Raw genomic sequence first — 17,510 nt, forward strand, 5'->3', positions numbered from 1 at the left:
GGCTCACCTGAGGACCGCGTACGGGTCTCCCGGCTCGTCGAGCTCGCGCCGCAGCCCGCCCCTGGGGGGCCTCGGCACGCGAGGTTCGCGCATGCCTCCGCCGCCCTCGCCCTCACCGAAGTCGAACCACACGTAGATCACGGAGTCCTGCGGCACCTCGGCACCGGGCTGCGGGTACTGGCGCACGACGTAGTCGACCACGGTGCGGTGGAAGTCCGGCCGGTCCGGCGCGTTGAGGAAAAGGCCCTGCGCCTGTGCTGTCTCGCGCGCGTCCACGGCCATCAGGCCGACCAGACGCGGTACGTGCACTTCGGGCGTCTTGCGTGTTATGCGCACAGATGTCACCCCCAGCGGTACTGGCAGGGTAACCCCGCCCCGTACCGGCCGGAAGCGCCAGGTGTCTTTCTGTAGCAGTCGATTACTGTGCGTTATCATCGTGCCCGTTGTGCAGGTCCAGCCGGTAGCAGTGCCCTTCCTGTCGCGTCGGCGTCGTGAACACCTCGGCGAGGCGCATGCCCAGCCGCCGCGTCACCGCGATCGAGCGCGCGTTGCCGGCGGCGACCATGGCCACCACGCTCGGCACTCCCGCCGCCCGCACTCGCTCCAGCGTCATCCGCGCGGCCGTGGTGGCATACCCCTTGCCCCAGGAATCCCGCCCCAGCCGCCAGCCGATCTCGATCTCGCCCTTGGGGCCCCAGTCCCGCGGCCACGGCTGGGCGCCGGTGAAGCCGATGACCTGGCCGGACTCGTCGAGCATGGTCCACAGGCAGAAGCCGTGCTCGGCGTCGTGCCGGCGCTGGCGGGCGGTGAGTTCCTCGTAGACGGACAGGTCCGCGGCCTTGCCGCCGTGGAACTCCATGACGTCCGGGTCGTCGAAGATCCGGTGCCAGGCGACGGCGTCCTCGTCGGTCGGGACACGCAGCCGTACAACGGGGAGAGCTCGGTTCACAGGGCAGCCCTTCAGCCGGTTGATCAATTCTGCTGAATAGACTGCCCATGTCCAGTGCCGGTCGGCACGCAGATTTCGAACTTGGGGAGATCCCGCCGTGACCGAGCCCCTCTCCGAAAACACCGCCGATGTGATCGTCGTCGGCGCGGGGCCAGCCGGCTCCACCACCGCGTACCACCTCGCCAAGGCCGGACTCGACGTACTCCTGCTGGAGAAGACCGAGTTCCCCCGCGAGAAGGTCTGCGGCGACGGACTCACCCCGCGCGCGGTCAAGCAGCTCGTGGCCATGGGCATCGACATCTCGGAGGAGGCCGGCTGGCTGCGCAACAAGGGCCTGCGCATCATCGGCGGCGGCGTCCGGCTCCAGCTCGACTGGCCGGATCTCGCCTCCTTCCCCGACTACGGCCTCGTCCGCAAGCGCGACGACTTCGACGAACAGCTCGCCCGCCAGGCCCAGAAGGCGGGCGCGCGGCTGTACGAGCGCTGCAACGTCGGCGCCCCGATCATCGACGACCGCACCGGCCGCATCACCGGCGTGCACGCCAAGCTGGGCGACGCGGGGGAGAAGCGCGAGGTGACCTTCCACGCGCCGCTGGTGGTCGCCGCCGACGGCAACTCCACCCGCCTGTCCCTCGCGATGGGCCTGCACCGCCGCGAGGACCGGCCGATGGGCGTCGCGGTCCGCACGTACTTCACCTCCCCGCGCCACGAGGACGACTACTTGGAGTCCTGGCTGGAGCTGTGGGACCGCCGGGGACCCGGCGAGGACCGCCTCCTCCCCGGCTACGGCTGGATCTTCGGCATGGGCGACGGCACCTCCAACGTCGGTCTGGGTGTGCTGAACACCTCCGACTCCTTCAAGGAACTGGACTGGCGCGAGGTCCTCAAGGCATGGTGCGCCTCCATGCCGGAGGACTGGGGCTACACGCCGGACAACATGACGGGACCCATCCGGGGGGCGGCTCTGCCGATGGCGTTCAACCGCCAGCCCCACTACACCAAGGGCCTGCTGCTGGTCGGCGACGCCGGCGGCCTGGTGAACCCCTTCAACGGCGAGGGCATCGCCTACGCCATGGAGTCCGGCCAGATCGCCGCCGACGTCATCGTCCAGGCCCACGCACGCTCCACACCCGCGGGGCGTGAACTGGCCCTCCAGCGCTACCCGCGCATCCTCAAGGACACCTACGGCGGCTACTACACGCTGGGCCGCGCCTTCGTGAAGCTCATCGGCAACCCGAAGGTCATGAAGATCGCGGCCCAGCGCGGTCTGACGCACCCCGTGCTGATGAAGTTCACGCTGAAGATGCTCGCGAACCTCACCGACCCGACGGGCGGCGACGCGATGGACCGCATCATCAACGGGCTGAGCAAGGTGGCGCCGAAGGCGTGATCAGGCGCTGAGTGCTTCGATGTTGGCGGCCCGGCGCGCGAGGACCTCGTCCCGCCGGTCCGCCACCTGTCGCAGCGCGTCCTTCCGCTCCCGCTTGGAGAGCCGGTCCAGATACACGTGCCCGTTCACATGGTCGGTCTCGTGGGCGAGGCAGCGGGCGAAGTACCCCGTGCCCTCGACGGCGAGCGGACGGCCCTCCTTGTCGAGGCCGCGCACGACGGCCCGGTCCGGACGCGGTACGTCCATCACGGCGCCCGGGACGGACAGGCACCCCTCACCGGCGTCGAGCAGCCTGCGCCCGGCCGGATCGAGCGCCTCAAGCACCGGGTTGACGATGTGTCCGACATGTCGGACACCTTCGTCGTCGGGGCAGTCGTACACGAACAGCCGAAAGTCCACGCCGACTTGGTTCGCCGCGAGCCCCGCCCCGTCGGCGATGTACATCGTCAGGAACATGTCGTCGATGAGCGCGGCGAGATCGGGCCCGAACTCCGTCACGTCCCGGCACGGCTTGTGCAGGACTTCCTCACCCACCTCGGTGATCCGCCGTACCCTTCCGCGCCGGGCCTCGGGCGCGAGCGGGGGGTACGAGTCGACGGGCCGTCCCTGTACGAAGACGCTGGGCATCGCTGTTTCTCCTGCCTGTGAGGATGCTGTGGGCGGTGGGCAGTCGGGGTTCCGTCTCCCGGAGCCCCTCCCTACCCTCCGTTACTCATCACAACAGAACACACACAGCAGCCCCAGGACCAGACCGGCCCGGGAGATCGTGTACGAGAACGGCCGGGTGACCGGCGTACGCCCATCGGCCCGCGACGGCGGTCAGGAGCGTACGGTCACCGCCGACCACTACGTCCGCGTGCTGCCGGTCGAGCACGCGCGCGTGACATGGGGCCGTGCCTTTCGCGCGGCGGATCCGCAGCTCGCGCGCCGCGACGCCCTGCAGACGGCGACGCTCACGGACGCCGACCGGCTCGGCTGGTTCATGGACCCGGCGGTGACGGGCCTGGGCGGCTCCGACCCGCAGAACCGCGAACAGCTCCTCGTCCACCCCACGGGCAGCCTCTACAACCGGCCCTCCGCCCGCACCAACGTCCCGAACTTCTTCCTCGCGGGCGACTGGGCCTGTCCGGCGGATCAGGTCACAGGAAATCGGCGGCGGCTAATGAACGCAGATGGGCGTGCCAGACCCCGCATCTGCGGCATGATCCGCCGGACAGGCCTTAGGTCCGCACCGATGTCGACCTGGCAGCCCTTGCATCCGCAGTGGGTGGGCGAGGCGCCAACGAATCCGCGCGTCACGCCGTCAACGCACTCCTGGACGCGGGCCATCCGGCGGATCATTCGGACGCCGAGCGGTGCGAGATCCGGGAGCTGTATCGGCCCCCGGAGGCGGAGCCAGGGCGTGAGCCGGAAAGGGCCGCTGCCCCCGAGGGCGGTTTCTAGGTGTCGTCGCAACACGTGGTTGTGTTGATCAGGCGGTGAGCAGTTTATGCAGGCGCTCGGCTGGGGTTTCCCAGCCGAGCGTTTTGCGTGGGCGGCCGTTCAGCTCGGCGGCGACGGCGTCGAGGTGCTCGCGGGTGTGGACGGCGAGGTCGGTGCCCTTGGGGAAGTACTGCCGGAGCAGGCCGTTGGTGTTCTCGTTCGAGCCGCGCTGCCAGGGGCTGGCCGGATCGCAGAAGTAGACCGGGACGTCGGTGGCGATGGTGAACGCGCCGTGGCTGCCCATTTCCGAGCTTTGGTCCCACGTCAGGGACCGTCGCAGGTGGGACGGCAGGGTCCGGACCGTGGTGACCAGCGCGTCGCGAACGCTCTCGGCGCCGTGGTCGCCGGGCAGATGCAGGAGCATGACGTAGCGGGTGGCCCGCTCGACCAGGGTACCGATCGCCGACTTTCCGTCCTTGCCGATGATGAGATCGCCCTCCCAGTGCCCGGGGACCGCCCGGTCCTCGGCTTCGGCCGGACGCTCGCTGATCATGACCATCGGGGTGGCGAACCGGGGCCGGCGCTGCTGGGCCTGGCGGCGAGGTCTGCGCCGGGCGCGTCCGGTGCGCAGGGCGCGGGCCAGTTCGCGGCGCAGCTCACCCCGGCCCTGGACGTAGAGGGCCTGGTAGACCGTCTCGTGGACCACGTGCATCTCCGGCCGCTGGGGAAACCGTGCCCGCAGAGCCTGACAGATCTGCTCCGGGCTCCACCGTAGGTCCAGGTGGTCCTGGATGAAGTTGCGCAGCTGCGGGTTCTGGCCGATCTTCCCGGGCTTCGGACGGGGCCGGCGGGCATCGGCACGGGCCTGGGCCGCGTGCGGGCGGTACTGGCCGCCCGTCGGGTGACGGTTGCGGCGGATCTCCCGGCTGACCGTCGACGGGCTGCGGCCCAGCTCCGCGGCTATCGCCCGCACGGTCGCCTTCTCCCGCAGCCGGTCGGCGATGTGAATGCAGTCTTCCTCGCGCAGGTACCGGGACGGCCCGCAGGGCGCTGCCACCGCGTTGATCGGTGGCAGCGCCTTCCGGTTACCGTATGCCTGACGACCGTTGCGCCACTTCTGGCCGGTCCGGCGGTCGATCCCGACGATCCGGCACGCTTCCCGGTTGCTCACACCCTGCTGCATGAGCCGGGAGTATGCCTCCCGCTCCCTGGCGAGCTTCTTCCTGCCCTGAGGCCTCTCCCGGTCCTTACGGATCTCGAAGTCCATCGCACCCCTTGAACTGGGGTGTTGCAACGACTCCTAGAACCCAAGGAGCGGCTGCGGCCCCTTCCGTGCGGCTCTGCGTCAGAGCACCCGCACCGCGCCGGTCGGCGGGTCGTAGGAGAGCGACTTCTCGGCCACGCCCGTAGACGGGTTCTGCGCGCCGACGAACTTGCCGTCGCCGATGTACACCGCCACGTGGTACGCGCTGCCCGCGCTGCCCCAGTACAGGATGTCGCCCGGCAGGAGGTTGTCCAGCGACACCTGCGTGCCGGCGGTCGACTGGTCCTGCGAGACGCGCGGCAGGTCGATGCCGACCTGCTTGAAGGCGGCCTGGACCAAGCCGGAGCAGTCCCAGGAGCTCGGTCCGCTGGAGCCGAGGACGTAGGCGTCACCGACCTGCGCCTGCACGAAGCTCACGATGTCGGCGGCCGAACCGGTGGCCGTGGACGTGCTCGTGCTGGTGCTCGCGGAGACGGAGGCGGACAGCGTGGCCCGCTCGGCGCTGCGGGAGGCGCGCTCGGCGGCGGCCTTGCGGGCGGCCTCCTGAGCGGCCTTCTTCTTGGCCTCGGCCTTCTGCTTCGCCTCGGCGAGGTCCGCCTTGGCCTGCTTCGCGGCCTTCGCGGCGGCCGCGTCACGCTCGGCCTGCAGCTGGTAGTTCGCCGCGGCCTGCTGTGTGGCGGCGGCGGACTCGGCGACCTGGGCGGACATGTCGGCCGTCAGGGTCGGCAGTTCAAGGGTCTGCGTCACCGGCTCGGCCGCGTTCGCCGCACCGGACGCCCCGGCCGCTGCCAGGGTGCTGAGAACGCCACCGGCAACTCCGGCCCGCATCGCGATGGTCGACGCGCTGCGGCGGGGTTTCCGGTGGCTGCGTATGTGAGCGGTGTGGGACATGAGAACAACCGGTATCAGGGGCTCCTCCATACCTTCAAGAAACGTGTGCTGCGCCACAGTTGTTCAACCGGTGGCCCGAACCCCGGGCGTGTCGTTCTTTATTGACGCCGTAACGGACATTGCGGACGCAGGTGATCAAGCCTGTGATCACGGGCTTTCGCTGTTACGCCCGAATTGCCCTGCGCCTACCACTGGATGCGTCAGGTGGCCAAGCCCCCTTCTCTGGCGCCCTGGCGAGTGTGGCGGAGGTCACGCAACGGTCACAGGGACGGCCGCGTCTCGCGTGTAGATCACGGCGGGGTTGCGGACGGGTCACGACGGAGGTTCCGCTCGTGAACGCATGCACACGTCCACACCCGCCCGCCGCCTCCCTCCGACGTGCGAACGCGTCCTCTACCAAGGCGTCGCGTCCAACTCCAATTTGCATGCAAGGGAAGTCTCTTGATATGGAGACGCCTCGCTCGACCTGCGCCGACGAGCGAAAATGTCACCTCTGGTGATCACTCGGACGCTTCTTGTACGAAGATCGCCACTCATCCGACTTCATGATCCTTCGTCAGGTGGTGGAGATCACAAAGCTTGTGCAATACCCCGTGTCGCAGATCACAGAGCGGCGGGCATAAGATGCGAGGCAGTTGGGCTTGTGACCTGCTTCACATGTTCTCGATCTTCGCCGGGACAAGCGGGGCTCGTGTGAGATGTGAGGCAGATGTGAGCCCGACGCAAACCGCCAGCAGTCAGTGCCGACTGAGAGGAGCGAGGAGCGGTGAACGCGTATGCGCCCATCCTCGTACTGGGAGCCCTCGGGGCAGGCTTTGCGATCTTCTCCGTGGTCATGGCCACGCTGATCGGTCCGAAGCGGTACAACCGGGCCAAGCTCGAGGCCTACGAGTGCGGTATCGAGCCGACCCCCACGCCGGCCGGCGGTGGGCGTTTCCCCATCAAGTACTACCTGACGGCGATGCTCTTCATCATCTTCGATATCGAGATCGTCTTCCTCTACCCCTGGGCCGTCACCTTCGACGCCCTGGGTGTTTTCGGGCTCGTGGAGATGCTGCTCTTCGTGCTCACCGTCTTCGTCGCGTACGCGTACGTATGGCGGCGCGGCGGCCTGGAATGGGACTGAGGGGCCTTTAGTCATGGGACTCGAAGAAAAGCTGCCGAGCGGCTTTCTGCTGACCACCGTCGAGCAGGCCGCGGGCTGGGTGCGCAAGTCGTCCGTCTTCCCCGCCACCTTCGGCCTCGCCTGCTGCGCCATCGAGATGATGACCACCGGCGCCGGCCGCTACGACCTGGCGCGCTTCGGCATGGAGGTCTTCCGCGGCTCGCCGCGCCAGGCGGACCTGATGATCGTCGCCGGCCGGGTCAGCCAGAAGATGGCGCCGGTGCTGCGGCAGGTCTACGACCAGATGCCGAACCCCAAGTGGGTGATCTCCATGGGCGTGTGCGCCTCCTCGGGCGGCATGTTCAACAACTACGCCATCGTCCAGGGCGTCGACCACATCGTCCCGGTCGACATCTACCTGCCCGGCTGCCCGCCACGGCCCGAGATGCTGATGGACGCGATCCTCAAGCTCCATCAGAAGATCCAGACCTCCAAGCTCGGCGTGAACGCCGAGGAAGCGGCCCGCGAGGCGGAGGAGGCGGCGCTCAAGGCCCTGCCGACGATCGAGATGAAGGGGCTGCTGCGGTGAGCGACGCGAACGACGCCAACGGCGTGAACCCCGAGAAGGACCTCTCGGCCTCCAACCTCCCCGGCCAGCGCGGCCAGGGCGGCGAGGAGATCCGCGTCCAGCGCGGCATGTTCGGCGCCAACAACGGCGGCGACACCTCCGGCTACGGCGGCCTCGTCCGCTCGGTCCGACTCCCGGGACCGGCGAGCCGTCCCTACGGGGGGTGGTTCGACGAGGTCGCCGACGAACTCGAGGGCGCGCTGGAGGAACAGGGCCTGCTCCCCGAGAACGCGATCGAGAGGACGGTCGTCGACCGCGACGAACTCACCTTCCACATCGAACGTGAGCACCTGCTGCGTGTCGCCCGTACCCTGCGCGACGACCCCGCCCTGCGCTTCGAGCTGTGCACGGGCGTGAGCGGAGTCCATTACCCGAACGACAAGGGCCGCGAGCTGCACGCCGTCTACCACCTGCGCTCGATCACCCACAACCGGCTGATCCGCATCGAGGTCAGCGCTCCCGACACCGACCGGCACATCCCGTCGCTGGTCTCCGTCTATCCCACGAACGACTGGCACGAGCGCGAGACCTACGACTTCTTCGGCATCGTCTTCGACGGTCACCCCGCCCTGACGCGGATCATGATGCCGGACGACTGGCAGGGCCACCCGCAGCGCAAGGACTACCCCCTCGGCGGCATCCCCGTCGAGTACAAGGGCGCCCAGATCCCGGCTCCGGACCAGCGGAGGTCGTACTCGTGAGCACGCAGTCAGCATCCGCCCGTGAGACCACGGAAGGCACCGTCTACACGGTCACCGGTGGCGACTGGGACGAGGTCGTCCAGTCCGCGGCCCGCGCCGACGACGAGCGCATCGTCGTCAACATGGGACCGCAGCACCCCTCCACCCACGGTGTGCTCCGCCTGATCCTGGAGATCGAGGGCGAGACCGTCACCGAGGCACGCTGCGGCATCGGCTATCTGCACACCGGCATCGAGAAGAACCTCGAGTACCGCACGTGGACGCAGGGCACCACCTTCGTCACGCGCATGGATTACCTGACGTCCTTCTTCAACGAGACCGCCTACTGCCTCGCCGTCGAGAAACTCCTCGGCATCGAGGACCAGATCCCCGACCGCGCCACGCTCATCCGGGTGCTCCTGATGGAGCTGAACCGGCTGTCCTCCCACCTGGTGTGCATCGCCACCGGCGGCATGGAACTCGGCGCCACCACGATCATGATCTACGGATTCCGTGATCGTGAAATGATTCTCGACATCTACGAGCTCATCACGGGTCTCAGGATGAACCACGCGTACATCCGCCCCGGCGGACTCGCCCAGGACCTGCCGCCCGGCGCGGTGGACCACATCCGCGAGTTCGTGAAGAAGATGAAGAAGAACCTCCCGGAGTACGACAAGCTCGCCACCGGGAACCCCATCTTCAAGGCCCGCATGCAGGATGTCGGCTATCTCGACCTGTCCGGCTGCATGGCCCTCGGCGCGACCGGCCCGATCCTGCGCTCCACAGGCCTGCCGCACGACCTGCGCAAGACGCAGCCCTACTGCGGCTACGAGACGTACGACTTCGACGTCCCCACCGCCGACACCTGCGACTCCTACGGCCGCTTCCTGATCCGGCTGGAGGAGATGCGCCAGTCCCTCAGGATCGTCGAGCAGTGCCTGGACCGGCTGCAGCCCGGCCCGGTCATGGTCACCGACAAGAAGATCGCCTGGCCCGCTCAGCTCGCGCTGGGACCCGACGGACTGGGCAACTCCCTCGACCACATCAAGAAGATCATGGGCACCTCCATGGAGGCCCTGATCCACCACTTCAAGCTGGTCACCGAGGGCTTCCGCGTCCCGCCGGGACAGGCGTACGCGGCCGTCGAGTCGCCCAAGGGCGAGCTAGGGGTGCACGCCGTGTCCGACGGCGGCACCCGCCCCTACCGGGTCCACTTCCGCGACCCGTCCTTCACCAACCTGCAGGCCATGGCGGCGATGTGCGAGGGCGGCCAGGTCGCCGACGTCATCGTCGCCGTCGCGTCCATCGACCCCGTGATGGGAGGCGTCGACCGGTGACCACCTCTTCTTCCGAGCGGGGCGTCAGCCTGGGCATGCCCGAACTGCCCGCGCCCGCATACCCGGACGACGTTCGAGCAAGGCTCGAGAGGGACGCGCGGGAGATCATCGCCCGCTACCCGGACTCCCGGTCCGCCCTCCTGCCGTTGCTGCACCTCGTGCAGTCGGAGGAGGGCCACGTCACGCGCACCGGGATGCAGTTCTGCGCGGACGTGCTGGACCTGACCACGGCCGAGGTCACAGCGGTAGCCACCTTCTACACCATGTACCGGCGGCGGCCGAGCGGTGACTACCAGGTCGGCGTCTGCACCAACACGCTGTGCGCGGTGATGGGCGGCGACGCGATCTTCGAGACCCTCCAGGAACACCTGGGCGTCGGCAACGGCGAGACCACCGACGACGGCAAGGTCACCCTGGAGCACATCGAGTGCAACGCGGCCTGCGACTTCGCGCCGGTCGTGATGGTCAACTGGGAGTTCTTCGACAACCAGACCCCGGGCAGTGCCCAGCGTCTCGTCGACGACCTGCGCGCGGGCAGGCCGGTCGAGCCCACGCGCGGGGCGCGCCTGTGCACCTTCAAGGAGACCGCGCGGATCCTGGCCGGCTTCCCCGACGAGCGGCCCGGGGCCGTCGAGGCAAGCGGCAGTGCGGGACCCGCGTCGCTGGTGGGCCTCCGCCTGGCCAAGGGAGAGGCCGGACCCGCGCGCGTGGTCCATCCGCGGGGCGAGGCACCCCAGGGGGAACCGCCGCACGACCCGTCACCGACCGAGCACCTGAGCTCACACGACGCGCCACAGGACACGTCGGCCTCCGACTCTGCCCACCCGGCAGGGCCTATCGCCGAGGAGGGGGAGTGATGACCTTGGCAGCCGAGCTGAAAGACACCAGCCCCGAGAAGCTGCTCGCACCCGTGCTGTCGGCCTTCTGGGACGAGGACAAGTCCTGGAGTCTGGACGTCTACCGAAGGCACGAAGGATACGAGGGGCTCCGCAAGGCGCTCGCCATGTCGCCGGACGACCTGATCGCGTACGTCAAGGAATCCGGTCTGCGCGGTCGCGGTGGTGCGGGATTCCCCACGGGAATGAAATGGCAGTTCATTCCCCAAGGGGATGGAAAGCCACACTATCTAGTTGTCAACGCCGACGAGTCGGAGCCCGGAACCTGCAAGGACATCCCGCTCCTCTTCGCGAACCCGCATAGCCTCATCGAGGGCATTGTCATCGCCTGTTATGCCATCAGGTCGTCTCATGCCTTCATCTATCTGCGTGGTGAAGTCGTCCCCGTCTTGCGGCGGTTGCACGAGGCCGTGCGCGAGGCCTACGCGGCCGGCTACCTCGGCGAGAACATCCTGGGCAGCGGCCTCGACCTCGAACTCACCGTGCACGCCGGCGCCGGCGCGTACATCTGTGGTGAGGAGACCGCACTGCTCGACTCGCTCGAAGGCCGCCGCGGTCAACCGCGGCTTCGTCCCCCCTTTCCTGCTGTCGCAGGCCTCTATGCCTGCCCGACTGTTGTAAATAACGTCGAGTCGATCGCGTCAGTTCCCGCCATCCTGAAAAACGGCAAGGAATGGTTCAGGTCGATGGGCAGCGAGAAGTCCCCGGGCTTCACGCTCTACTCGCTCAGCGGCCACGTCACGAGCCCGGGCCAGTACGAGGCCCCGCTCGGCATCACGCTCCGCCAGCTCCTCGACATGAGCGGCGGCATGCGGCCGGGCCACCGCCTCAAGTTCTGGACGCCGGGTGGCTCCTCGACACCGATGTTCACCGACGAGCACCTCGACGTCCCCCTTGATTACGAAGGAGTGGGCGCCGCGGGTTCCATGCTCGGCACCAAAGCGCTCCAGTGCTTCGACGAGACGACCTGCGTCGTACGCGCCGTCACCCGCTGGACCGAGTTCTACGCCCACGAGTCCTGCGGCAAGTGCACGCCGTGCCGCGAAGGGACGTACTGGCTCGTGCAGTTGCTGCGCGACATCGAGGCCGGCAAGGGCGTGATGTCCGACCTCGACAAGCTCAACGACATCGCCGACAACATCAACGGCAAGTCCTTCTGCGCCCTCGGCGACGGTGCCGCCTCGCCGATCTTCTCCTCGCTCAAGTACTTCCGCGAGGAGTACGAGCAGCACATCACGGGCCGCGGCTGCCCCTTCGACCCGGCCAAGTCGACGGCCTGGGCCGACCGCACGGAGGTGAACGCATGACTGTGACCACCAGCGCTCCCTCGGGAGGGGGAGAGGCGGCGGTCCCGCCGGAAGACCTGGTGTCGCTGACGATCGACGGCATCGAGATCAGCGTGCCCAAGGGCACCCTGGTCATCCGGGCCGCCGAACAACTCGGCATCGAGATCCCCCGGTTCTGCGACCACCCCCTCCTCGACCCGGCCGGCGCCTGCCGCCAGTGCATCGTCGAGGTCGAGGGCCAGCGCAAGCCCATGGCGTCCTGCACCATCACCTGCACGGACGGGATGGTGGTGAAGACCCACCTCACCTCGCCGGTCGCGGAGAAGGCCCAGAAGGGTGTGATGGAGCTCCTGCTCATCAACCACCCGCTGGACTGCCCGGTCTGCGACAAGGGCGGCGAATGCCCGCTGCAGAACCAGGCGATGTCGCACGGCCACGCCGAGTCCCGCTTCGAGGGAAAGAAGCGGACGTTCGAGAAGCCCGTGCCGATCTCCACGCAGGTGCTGCTCGACCGTGAGCGGTGCGTGCTGTGCGCGCGCTGCACCCGGTTCTCCAACCAGGTCGCGGGCGACCCGATGATCGAGCTGCTCGAGCGGGGCGCGCTCCAGCAGGTCGGCACCGGTGAGGGCGACCCGTTCGAGTCGTACTTCTCCGGCAACACCATCCAGATCTGCCCGGTCGGCGCGCTCACCTCGGCGGCGTACCGATTCCGCTCCCGCCCCTTCGACCTCATCTCCTCACCGTCGGTCTGCGAGCACTGCTCCGGCGGTTGCGCGACCCGCACCGACCACCGGCGCGGCAAGGTCATGCGACGGCTCGCGGCCAACGACCCCGAGGTCAACGAGGAGTGGATCTGCGACAAGGGGCGGTTCGCGTTCCGGTACGCGCAGCAGCGCGACCGGCTCCAGACGCCGCTGGTGCGCAACGCCGAGGGCGACCTCGTGCCGGCTTCCTGGCCGGAGGCGCTGCAGATCGCCGCTCAGGGGCTGCTCGCCTCGCGGGGCCGGACCGGTGTGCTGACCGGCGGCCGCCTCACCATCGAGGACGCCTACGCCTACAGCAAGTTCGCGCGGGTGGCGCTCGACACCAACGACATCGACTTCCGCGCGCGCGTGCACAGCGGCGAGGAGGCCGACTTCCTGGCGGCCCAGGTTGCCGGACGGGGCCGTGACCTCGACGGTACGGGCGTCACGTACTCCGCTCTGGAGAAGGCGCCCGCCGTCCTGCTGGCCGGGTTCGAGGCCGAGGAGGAGGCGCCCGGCGTCTTCCTGCGACTGCGCAAGGCCTGGCGCAGGCACGGCCAGAAGGTCTTCTCGCTCGCCACACACGCCACCCGCGGCCTGGAGAAAGCGGGCGGCACGCTGCTGCCCGCTGCCCCCGGCACCGAGACGGAGTGGCTGGACGCGCTCGCGAGCGGCGTCGGCCTGGAGGACGACGGCGCGAAGGCCGCCGAGGCGCTGCGCGCCGAGGGAGCGGTGATCGTCGTCGGTGAGCGGCTGGCCGCCGTGGAGGGCGGGCTGACCGCCTCCGTACGGGCCGCGGCCGCGACCGGCGCCCGTCTGGTGTGGATCCCCCGCCGGGCGGGGGAGCGAGGTGCCATCGAGGCGGGTGCGCTGCCATCGCTGCTGCCGGGTGGACGACCGGCCACCGACCCGCGCGCGCGGGAGCAGGTCGCCACCGTCTGGGGCATGGCCGAACTCCCGCACCGCTACGGGCGGGACACCGGCCAGATCATCGAGGCCGCCGCGGGCGGCGAGCTCCAGGCGCTGGTGGTCGCGGGCGTCGAGGTCGCCGATCTGCCGGATCCGGCACGCGCGCGTGAGGCACTGCAAGAGGTCGGCTTCCTGGTGTCGCTGGAACTGCGCCCGGGGGAGATCACCGAGCTCGCGGACGTCGTCCTGCCCGTCGCCGCGGTCGCCGAGAAGGCCGGCACCTTCCTCAACTGGGAGGGCCGGGTGCGCTTCTTCCAGGCCGCGCTCAAGCCCGACCACATGACCCGGCGCCTGGCACCCACCGACGCTCGGGTGCTGCAAATGCTGGCCGACGCCATGGACGTACACCTTGGTCTGCCGGATCTGCGCACCACGCGCGCGGAGCTGGACCGGCTCGGGGCCTGGGACGGGCCGCGGGCCACCCAGCCGTTGGAGATCGCGGCCACGCTGCCGCGGCCGGCGGCCGGAGAGGCCGTACTGGCCGGGCACCGGCTGCTGCTCGACCAGGGTGTGCTCCAGCAGGGCGACGAGGCGCTCGCCGGGACGCGGCATGCCGCCCACGCGCGCGTGTCGCCCGCCACGGCCGCGGAGGCGGGCGTCAAGGACGGCGATCCGCTCGCCGTGACCGGGCCCGCCGGAGTCGTCGAATTCCCGCTGCGGATCACCGAGATGCCCGACCGGGTGGTCTGGCTTCCGCTGAACTCCGTCGGCGGGGGCGTCGCCTCCGACACCGGGGCGCTGCCCGGGTCCCTCGTCCGCATCGGCCCGGCGACGCTCGCCGAAGCCCCCAAGGAGGTGGAGGCATGAGCCCGTACCTCGCCGCTGAAGACCTCTCGATGTTCGGCCGCGACCCCTGGTGGCTGGTCGTCATCAAGGCGGTGTTCTGCTTCGCCTTCCTGATGGTGACCGTGCTGTTCTCCATCGTCTGGGAGCGCAAGGTCGTCGCCTGGATGCAGCTGCGCATCGGCCCCAACCGGCACGGCCCCTGGGGCATGCTCCAGTCGCTCGCCGACGGCATCAAGCTGATGCTCAAGGAAGACGTCATCGTCAAACGCGCGGACAAGGTGGTCTACGTCCTCGCGCCGATCGTCGCGGCCATCCCGGCCTTCATGGCGATCGCGGTGATCCCCTTCGGCCCGGCCGGCAACGAGATCTCGATCTTCGGGCACCGCACCACGATGCAGCTCACCGACCTGCCGATCGCGATGCTGTACATCCTCGCGGTCGCCTCGGTCGGTATCTACGGCATCGTGCTCGCGGGCTGGAGTTCTGGATCCACCTATCCGCTGCTGGGCGGACTGCGTTCCTGCGCGCAGATGATCTCGTACGAGATCGCCATGGGCGCCGCCTTCGCCTCGGTGTTCCTCTACTCCGGGTCGATGTCGACGTCGACGATCGTCGAGGCGCAACAGGACCGCTGGTACATCATCCTGCTGCCGGTCTCCTTCCTGATCTACATCGTGACGATGGTGGGCGAGACCAACCGCGCCCCCTTCGACATGCCGGAGTCCGAGGGCGACCTGGTCGGCGGCTTCAACACCGAGTACTCGTCGATCAAGTTCGCGATGTTCATGCTCGCCGAGTACGTGAACATGGTGACGGTCTCCGCCGTGTCGGTGACGCTCTTCCTGGGCGGCTGGCGGGCTCCATGGCCGGTCAGCACCTTCTGGGAGGGCGCGAACCACGGCTGGTGGCCGATGCTCTGGTTCGTCGTCAAGGTCCAGCTGCTGCTCTTCTTCTTCATCTGGCTGCGCGGCACGCTCCCACGCGTCCGCTACGACCAGCTGATGAAGCTCGGCTGGAAGGTCCTCATCCCGGTCTCCCTGGTCTGGCTGATGCTCGTCGCGACCGTACGGACCCTGCGGAACGAGAACTACGACTTCGCCGACATCGCTCTCTACATCGCCGGCGGTGTCATCACTCTGCTGCTTCTCTCCTTCGTCGTCGACATGTTCCGCGAGAAGGCGAGGGCGGCCGAGCGGCCCGCCGAGGAACCGGCCGCGTTCGACCCGTTGGCGGGCGGATTCCCCGTGCCGCCGATGCCGGGACAGGAGCTTCCGCCGGTGCCGCGGCGCCGTTCGCGCAGCGAGCGGGAGCTGATTGTCAGTGGTGGGACCGATACTCAGAGTGACGGATCTCTGGATGGAAAGGAGGCGTCCGATGGCTGAGGAGCCCAAGGAGACCAAGCCCGGTTTCCAGAACCCGGTGGCCGGCTTCGGCGTGACGTTCAAGGCCATGTTCAAGAAGCGGCTGACCGAGCAGTACCCGGAGCAGCAGAAGACCACCGCCCCCCGGTTCCATGGACGGCACCAGCTCAACCGCCATCCGGACGGCCTGGAGAAGTGCGTCGGCTGCGAGCTGTGCGCCTGGGCCTGCCCTGCCGACGCCATCTATGTGGAGGGCGCGGACAACACGGACGAGGAGCGCTACTCGCCCGGCGAGCGGTACGGCCGCGTCTACCAGATCAACTACGCACGCTGCATCCTGTGCGGCCTGTGCATCGAGGCGTGCCCCACGCGCGCGCTGACGATGACGAACGAGTTCGAGCTGGCCGACAGTAGCCGCGCGAACCTCATCTACACCAAGGAGCAGCTGCTCGCCGGTCTCGAAGAGGGGATGGTCGACACGCCGCACGCGATCTACCCCGGGACGGACGAGCAGGACTACTACCGGGGCCTGGTGACGGAGGCCGCGCCAGGCACCGAACGCCAGGTGGCCCTCTCCAAGGGCGAGGACGTGCAGGAGGCCGCCTCAACCTTCGGTGAGGACGAACCGGCGTCGGAGAAGGTGATCGGCCGATGACGCAGCTCGCCGCCTACTCCACCTCCACCGGAGAGGCTTTCCAGTTCTGGGTTCTGGGCACCGTCGCCGTGATCGGCGCCCTGTGCACCGTCTTCATGAAGAAGGCCGTGCACAGCGCGCTCTGCCTCGCCGGGACCATGATCATTCTGGCGGTGTTCTATCTCGCCAACGGCGCCTACTTCCTGGGCGTCGTCCAGATCGTCGTCTACACCGGCGCGATCATGATGCTGTTCCTGTTCGTGGTGATGCTCGTCGGTGTCACCGCGGCGGACTCCCTGAAGGAGACCATCAAGGGCCAGCGCTGGCTGGCCCTGCTGTGCGGGCTCGGCTTCGGCATCCTGCTGGTCGCGGGCATCGGCAACGCCTCCCTGAAGGAGTTCAACGGCCTCGCGCAGGCGAACGCCAACGGCAACGTGGAGGGCATCGCGACCCTCCTGTTCACCAAGTACGTCTTCGCCTTCGAGATCACCGGTGCCCTGCTGATCACGGCCGCCGTCGGCGCCATGGTGCTCACCCACCGCGAGCGTACCGAGCGCGCCAAGACCCAGCGTGAGCTGGCCGAGGAGCGCGTCCGCGAGGGCAAGCACCTGCCGCCGCTGCCGGCGCCCGGCGTGTACGCCCGGCACAACGCGGTGGACATCGCGGGCCTGCTGCCCGACGGCACCCCCTCCGACCTCACCGTCAGCAAGACGCTGCGGGAGCGCGGCCAGATCCGTGACGTGTCGGCGGAGGCGCTCAACGACCTCAAGGCGCTGGAACAGCGCGCCGAGGAGCGACTGGAGCGGACCCCGATCGAACCGTCGACCTTCAAGCGGGCCGAGGAGGCGTCGAAGTGAACCCCGTCAACTACCTCTATCTCGCCGCCCTGTTGTTCACGATCGGCGCCACCGGCGTGCTGATCAGGCGCAACGCGATCGTCGTGTTCATGTGCGTCGAGCTGATGCTCAACGCCTGCAACCTCGCGTTCGTCGCCTTCTCCCGGATGCACGGCAATCTCGACGGCCAGATCATCGCCTTCTTCACGATGGTCGTCGCCGCCGCGGAGGTCGTGGTCGGGCTCGCGATCATCGTGTCGCTGTTCCGTTCCCGCCACTCGGCCTCGGTCGACGACGCCAGCCTGATGAAGCTGTAAGGGGTCGCTGAAT

At 68.6% G+C, this 17,510-nt stretch carries 17 protein-coding genes and 1 pseudogene; 13 read left to right on the top strand and 5 right to left on the bottom strand.

Features of this window, described 5'->3' with window-relative positions:
* Window positions 1-3: 3 nt before the first annotated feature.
* Both Q4V64_RS30595 and Q4V64_RS30600 read right to left on the bottom strand, forming a co-directional pair.
* A complete protein-coding gene (locus Q4V64_RS30595) occupies window positions 4-309 on the bottom strand; it encodes a PASTA domain-containing protein (protein ID WP_301184520.1) in 306 nt (101 codons plus the stop codon).
* 109 nt (window positions 310-418) lie between these two features.
* Window positions 419-949, bottom strand: coding sequence for a GNAT family N-acetyltransferase (locus Q4V64_RS30600; RefSeq protein WP_124440068.1), 531 nt, complete (start codon window positions 947-949; stop codon window positions 419-421).
* A gap of 97 nt (window positions 950-1,046) precedes the next feature.
* Between Q4V64_RS30600 and Q4V64_RS30605 the strand changes: the two genes are divergently transcribed.
* Window positions 1,047-2,339 carry a geranylgeranyl reductase family protein gene (locus tag Q4V64_RS30605; RefSeq protein WP_124440067.1) on the top strand — a complete coding sequence of 431 codons (1,293 nt, stop codon included), beginning with the start codon at window positions 1,047-1,049 and terminating at the stop codon, window positions 2,337-2,339.
* Here Q4V64_RS30605 and def read toward each other — a convergent pair whose 3' ends face one another.
* The gene (gene def / locus Q4V64_RS30610) at window positions 2,340-2,966 is read right to left on the bottom strand and encodes a peptide deformylase (protein ID WP_124440066.1); all 627 of its coding nucleotides are present in this window, start codon (window positions 2,964-2,966) and stop codon (window positions 2,340-2,342) included.
* 130 nt (window positions 2,967-3,096) lie between these two features.
* On the opposite strand from def, the pseudogene Q4V64_RS30615 reads away from it, so the two are divergent.
* Window positions 3,097-3,737 (top strand): annotated as a pseudogene (locus tag Q4V64_RS30615) (hypothetical protein); the annotation flags it as partial.
* Window positions 3,738-3,810: 73 nt separating this feature from the next.
* Here Q4V64_RS30615 and Q4V64_RS30620 read toward each other — a convergent pair.
* Entirely contained in the window at window positions 3,811-5,028 is a 1,218-nt protein-coding gene (locus Q4V64_RS30620) for an IS30 family transposase (protein ID WP_348540811.1), read from the bottom strand.
* A gap of 78 nt (window positions 5,029-5,106) precedes the next feature.
* Window positions 5,107-5,916, bottom strand: coding sequence for a C40 family peptidase (locus Q4V64_RS30625; protein ID WP_124440063.1), 810 nt, complete (start codon window positions 5,914-5,916; stop codon window positions 5,107-5,109).
* Between the two features lie 766 nt (window positions 5,917-6,682).
* On the opposite strand from Q4V64_RS30625, the gene Q4V64_RS30630 reads away from it, so the two are divergent.
* From Q4V64_RS30630 to nuoK, 11 genes are read left to right on the top strand one after another with little or no spacing between them, the layout of a single operon-like run.
* A complete protein-coding gene (locus Q4V64_RS30630; RefSeq protein WP_033319564.1) occupies window positions 6,683-7,042 on the top strand; it encodes an NADH-quinone oxidoreductase subunit A in 360 nt (119 codons plus the stop codon).
* Window positions 7,043-7,055: 13 nt separating this feature from the next.
* The gene (locus Q4V64_RS30635) at window positions 7,056-7,610 is read left to right on the top strand and encodes an NADH-quinone oxidoreductase subunit B (RefSeq protein WP_010041554.1); all 555 of its coding nucleotides are present in this window, start codon (window positions 7,056-7,058) and stop codon (window positions 7,608-7,610) included.
* Complete coding sequence (locus tag Q4V64_RS30640) at window positions 7,607-8,350, top strand: NADH-quinone oxidoreductase subunit C (RefSeq protein WP_124440062.1); 744 nt, start codon at window positions 7,607-7,609, stop codon at window positions 8,348-8,350. Before Q4V64_RS30635 ends, Q4V64_RS30640 begins: the two co-directional genes overlap by 4 nt.
* Window positions 8,347-9,669, top strand: coding sequence for an NADH-quinone oxidoreductase subunit D (locus tag Q4V64_RS30645; protein ID WP_124440061.1), 1,323 nt, complete (start codon window positions 8,347-8,349; stop codon window positions 9,667-9,669). The genes Q4V64_RS30640 and Q4V64_RS30645 overlap by 4 nt, the downstream gene beginning before the upstream one ends.
* Window positions 9,666-10,526, top strand: a complete 861-nt coding sequence (gene nuoE / locus Q4V64_RS30650; RefSeq protein WP_124440060.1) for an NADH-quinone oxidoreductase subunit NuoE — start codon at window positions 9,666-9,668, stop codon at window positions 10,524-10,526. The genes Q4V64_RS30645 and nuoE overlap by 4 nt, the downstream gene beginning before the upstream one ends.
* Complete coding sequence (nuoF, locus tag Q4V64_RS30655) at window positions 10,523-11,872, top strand: NADH-quinone oxidoreductase subunit NuoF (RefSeq protein WP_172629191.1); 1,350 nt, start codon at window positions 10,523-10,525, stop codon at window positions 11,870-11,872. The genes nuoE and nuoF overlap by 4 nt, the downstream gene beginning before the upstream one ends.
* Window positions 11,869-14,370: an NADH-quinone oxidoreductase subunit G gene (locus Q4V64_RS30660; RefSeq protein WP_124440058.1), complete on the top strand. Its 2,502-nt coding sequence runs from the start codon at window positions 11,869-11,871 to the stop codon at window positions 14,368-14,370. The genes nuoF and Q4V64_RS30660 overlap by 4 nt, the downstream gene beginning before the upstream one ends.
* Entirely contained in the window at window positions 14,367-15,731 is a 1,365-nt protein-coding gene (nuoH, locus tag Q4V64_RS30665; RefSeq protein ID WP_124440057.1) for an NADH-quinone oxidoreductase subunit NuoH, read from the top strand. The genes Q4V64_RS30660 and nuoH overlap by 4 nt, the downstream gene beginning before the upstream one ends.
* Entirely contained in the window at window positions 15,724-16,365 is a 642-nt protein-coding gene (nuoI, locus tag Q4V64_RS30670) for an NADH-quinone oxidoreductase subunit NuoI (RefSeq protein WP_124440056.1), read from the top strand. The genes nuoH and nuoI overlap by 8 nt, the downstream gene beginning before the upstream one ends.
* Complete coding sequence (locus Q4V64_RS30675) at window positions 16,362-17,201, top strand: NADH-quinone oxidoreductase subunit J (protein WP_124440055.1); 840 nt, start codon at window positions 16,362-16,364, stop codon at window positions 17,199-17,201. The genes nuoI and Q4V64_RS30675 overlap by 4 nt, the downstream gene beginning before the upstream one ends.
* Window positions 17,198-17,497 carry an NADH-quinone oxidoreductase subunit NuoK gene (nuoK, locus tag Q4V64_RS30680; protein ID WP_004927567.1) on the top strand — a complete coding sequence of 100 codons (300 nt, stop codon included), beginning with the start codon at window positions 17,198-17,200 and terminating at the stop codon, window positions 17,495-17,497. Before Q4V64_RS30675 ends, nuoK begins: the two co-directional genes overlap by 4 nt.
* Window positions 17,498-17,510 lie beyond the last annotated feature (13 nt).

Origin of the sequence: Streptomyces sp. NL15-2K (genome assembly GCF_030551255.1) — a bacterium.
Lineage (GTDB): Bacteria > Actinomycetota > Actinomycetes > Streptomycetales > Streptomycetaceae > Streptomyces.